At 63.6% G+C, this 3,491-nt stretch carries 2 protein-coding genes, 1 pseudogene and 1 other annotated feature; all 3 genes and pseudogenes read left to right on the forward strand.

Annotation, left to right across the window (positions count from 1 at the left end; all coding sequences use genetic code 11):
• A pseudogene (locus Q0J74_RS10805) lies at positions 1-396 on the forward strand (ABC transporter ATP-binding protein); the annotation flags it as partial.
• Positions 397-400: 4 nt separating this feature from the next.
• Positions 401-1,759, forward strand: coding sequence for a hypothetical protein (locus tag Q0J74_RS10810; protein WP_297214496.1), 1,359 nt, complete (start codon positions 401-403; stop codon positions 1,757-1,759).
• A 43-nt stretch (positions 1,760-1,802) separates the two neighbouring features.
• Positions 1,803-2,035: a binding site (T-box leader), on the forward strand.
• A gap of 53 nt (positions 2,036-2,088) precedes the next feature.
• Positions 2,089-3,491: 2-isopropylmalate synthase (locus Q0J74_RS10815; RefSeq protein WP_297214498.1), on the forward strand; the 1,403-nt coding region annotated here is incomplete at its 3' end.

The following is a 3,491-nucleotide window of genomic DNA, read 5'->3' on the forward strand; positions in this document are numbered from 1 at the left end:
TTCCAGCTGCCCATGGGCAAGGCCGTCCGGGGCTTCTCCACCGGGCAGAAAAATCAGTTTGAGGTCATCCTGGCCCTGAGCCAGGGGGCGGACTATATTCTGATGGACGAGCCCTTCGCCGGCAACGACATCTTCAACCGGGAGGACTTTTACAAGGTCCTGCTGGGCATTCTGGAGCCGGAGGAGACCATCCTGCTCTCCACCCACCTGCTGGAGGAGGTGCGGCACTTCATCGGCCGGGCGGTGCTCCTCCGCCAGGGCAGGGTGGCGGGAAACGTCACCACCCTGGAGCTGGAGGAGCAGGGCCGGGGGCTGATGGATTTCGTGAAGGAGACCTACCAATACAAAGCCGACCGAGTGAGCCGGGTCCTGGACCGGCTGACGGATGGGGAGTGAGGATATGAAGCTGAGCCGATGGCTGATTCTGCTGCTGGCCCTGCTGTCCGCCGGGCTGCTGACGGGGGCCAATTTCACCATCCTGGACACCGCCGACCAGGTAACCGTGGAGCGGGAGGTGCTGGCGGGGGATCCGGACGCCGCCGCCGTGGAGCTGACCCTGCCCCTCACCTGCTCCGACCAGCTGTTCTGGACCGTCACCTTCCCCGCCGGTCGCCCGGAGGAGGCGGAGACCGCCTTTTCCACCACGCTGTCCCGGCGCTCTTATGAGGCGCCTCAGGAGAACATTCCCATATTTGTGGAGATCGACAGCTATTTCAGAGGTTACAACTCCCCCTGGGAAGTGCTGGAGGAGCAGGCATGGGAGTCCACCCCGCCGGGAGAGAGGTGTACCTACAGTTTTGTCCTTACCGACTACTTCGACGCATGGCCGCTGAATGTCCGTCCCAGCGCTGGCTATGATCTGAAAGACGAGCGGCTGTCGGAGCTGTTCCAGTCTTATTTCTCCATTCCCATCCCGGAAGGTATAAAAATCAAAATCACCGTGGAGCGAAGCGCCAGCGGGGACAGCGGTTCCTATTCCTATGACGCGAATCTCCCTCTTATGGAAAGCTATGCCGCGCCCCAGGGAGAGCGGGCGATCTTCGCGCTGTCCAACAGCTGCACCGTCAGCTACGGGCCGGGTACCGACCGGCTCATTCCGCTGGATGACAGCCAGATCCCCGGCGGCTGGGGGATCTACCGCTACACCCCCAATGAGGCACGCACCGACGGCACAATTGAAACGCTCTGGTCGCTGCCGGAGGAAAGCATCGTTGTGGATTTCTGGGGCATCGAGGATGGCAGGGAATTCTTCCTGCTCACCCAGGAGGAGGGCCAGCTGCGGCTGCGGATCTTTGACGAAGAGGTGCACCTCGTCCAGACCCTGGACCTGCTCGCCTTCTCCGACGCGGAGGCCTATATGCAGACCTACAAGGGGGACGGCTTCTTTGTCCCCATCACCTACGGCCCCAGGAGTGAGGGCTACTGCTACCGCTTCGCGGTGGTGAGCCGGCAGCCGGAGGGCTGGGCGCCGGTCTTCACCGGGGACGACCAGGCGGCATATGAATTGGGCCACAGCGGCTTCTCCTGGACCCACGATACCTACGCCGGGCTGTCCATGGCCTTTGACGGGACGCGTCTGGCGGTGCGGGACGGCTGTTTCCGGGACAACTCCCCCTTCCACCTGGCCATTTACTCCAAGGACGGGCTGGACTACCTGGCCGCCTACTGGAATTCGGTCTCCCAGGCGGCCGCTTCCAGCGTTATCCGCCTGTTCTGGCAGGAGGAGCCGCTGGTGCGGTGGGCGGAAACTGGCCCTTGACAAAACCGGGCGGTTCGGCTAAAATGTCCCTAATCAAATCCTGATACAGGCAATGATGGGAAGAAAGCACGTCCCGTCCCGCTCAGAGAACCGGTGGTGGGTGCGAACCGGCGCGGGAAAGCGTGCGGATACTGAGCCCGGAGCCGTCCGTCTGAACTGACAGTAGGGCGGGCCGTCACGGCCACGTTACAGGCCGCGGCCTTGTTGGAGGCCATGAGCGTCCGCCGGTGACGGCGGGCGGAAGCAGGGTGGTACCGCGTATCTTACGCCCCTGACCATAATCTGGTCAGGGGCTTTTTCATTCCCTGACCCAAGGAGGAGCTGTTATTATGAAACCTGCACAGGAAAAGTACATCCCCTTTATCCCCCTGAAAATGACCCACCGCGCCTGGCCCGACAGGCAGCTGACGGCGCCCCCCATCTGGTGCTCGGTGGACCTGCGGGACGGCAACCAGGCCCTCATCGACCCCATGAACGTGGAGGAGAAGCTGGAGCTGTTCCACACCCTGGTGGATATCGGCGTCAAGGAGATCGAGGTGGGCTTCCCCTCCGCCTCCGAGACCGAGTATGAGTTCATCCGCACCCTCATCGAGGGGGGCCACATCCCCGACGACGTGACCATCCAGGTGCTGGTCCAGGCCAGAGAGCACCTGATCCGCCGCACCTTCGAGGCCATCGAGGGCGCCAAGCACGTGATCTTCCACTTCTACAACTCCACCTCCACCCTCCAGCGGAAGGTGGTCTTCCACACCGACGTGGCGGGGGTCACCAAGATCGCCGTGGACGCCGCCCACCTGATCCGGGAGCTGAGCCAGCCCGCCATCGACGCGGGTATGGACCTGCGCTATCAGTACTCCCCCGAGTCCTTCATGGGGACCGAGATGGACGCCGCGGTGGAGATCTGCCAGGCGGTCATCGAGGCCATCGGCGCCACTCCGGAGCACAAGATCATCCTCAACCTGCCCACCACCGTGGAAAACTGCATGCCCAACTACTTCGCCGACGAGATCGAGTACTTCATCGGGAAACTGCCCGGCCGGGACAGCGCCATCATCTCCCTCCACCCCCACAATGACCGGGGCGAGGGGGTGGCCACGGCGGAGCTGGGCCAGCTGGCGGGGGCCGAGCGGGTGGAGGCCACCCTCTTCGGCAACGGGGAGCGCACCGGCAACGTGGATATGGTCACCCTGGCCCTCAACCTGTACACCCAGGGGGTGGACCCCAAGCTGGACTTCTCCGACATCAACCAGATCCGGGACGTGTACGAGAAGGTCACCAAGATGAAGATCGGCGAGCGGCAGCCCTACGTGGGGGAGCTGGTGTTCACCGCCTTCTCCGGCTCCCACCAGGACGCCATCAACAAGGGCGTCCACTACATGGCCGAGAGCGGCACCGAGTACTGGGAGGTCCCCTACCTGCCCATCGACCCCGCCGATGTGGGCCGGCAGTATGAGCCCATCATCCGCATCAACTCCCAGTCGGGCAAGGGCGGCTCCGCCTTCGTCATGCAGCACAGCTTCGGCTTTGATCTGCCCCGCGCCATGCACCCCGAGTTCGGCCACATCGTCCAGGTGGAGACCGACCGGGTGGGCAAGGAGCTTAAGCCGGAGGCCATCTTCCAGCTGTTCAAGACCCACTACATCGACGCCGTCTCCCCCTACGAGCTGGTGCGCCACTCCTTCGCCGAGTTCACCGACGAGGAGGGCCACTCCCACGTCACCTTCGCCGGCAC

This window comes from uncultured Flavonifractor sp., from assembly GCF_944387675.1.
Classification (GTDB): Bacteria; Bacillota; Clostridia; order Oscillospirales; family Oscillospiraceae; genus Flavonifractor.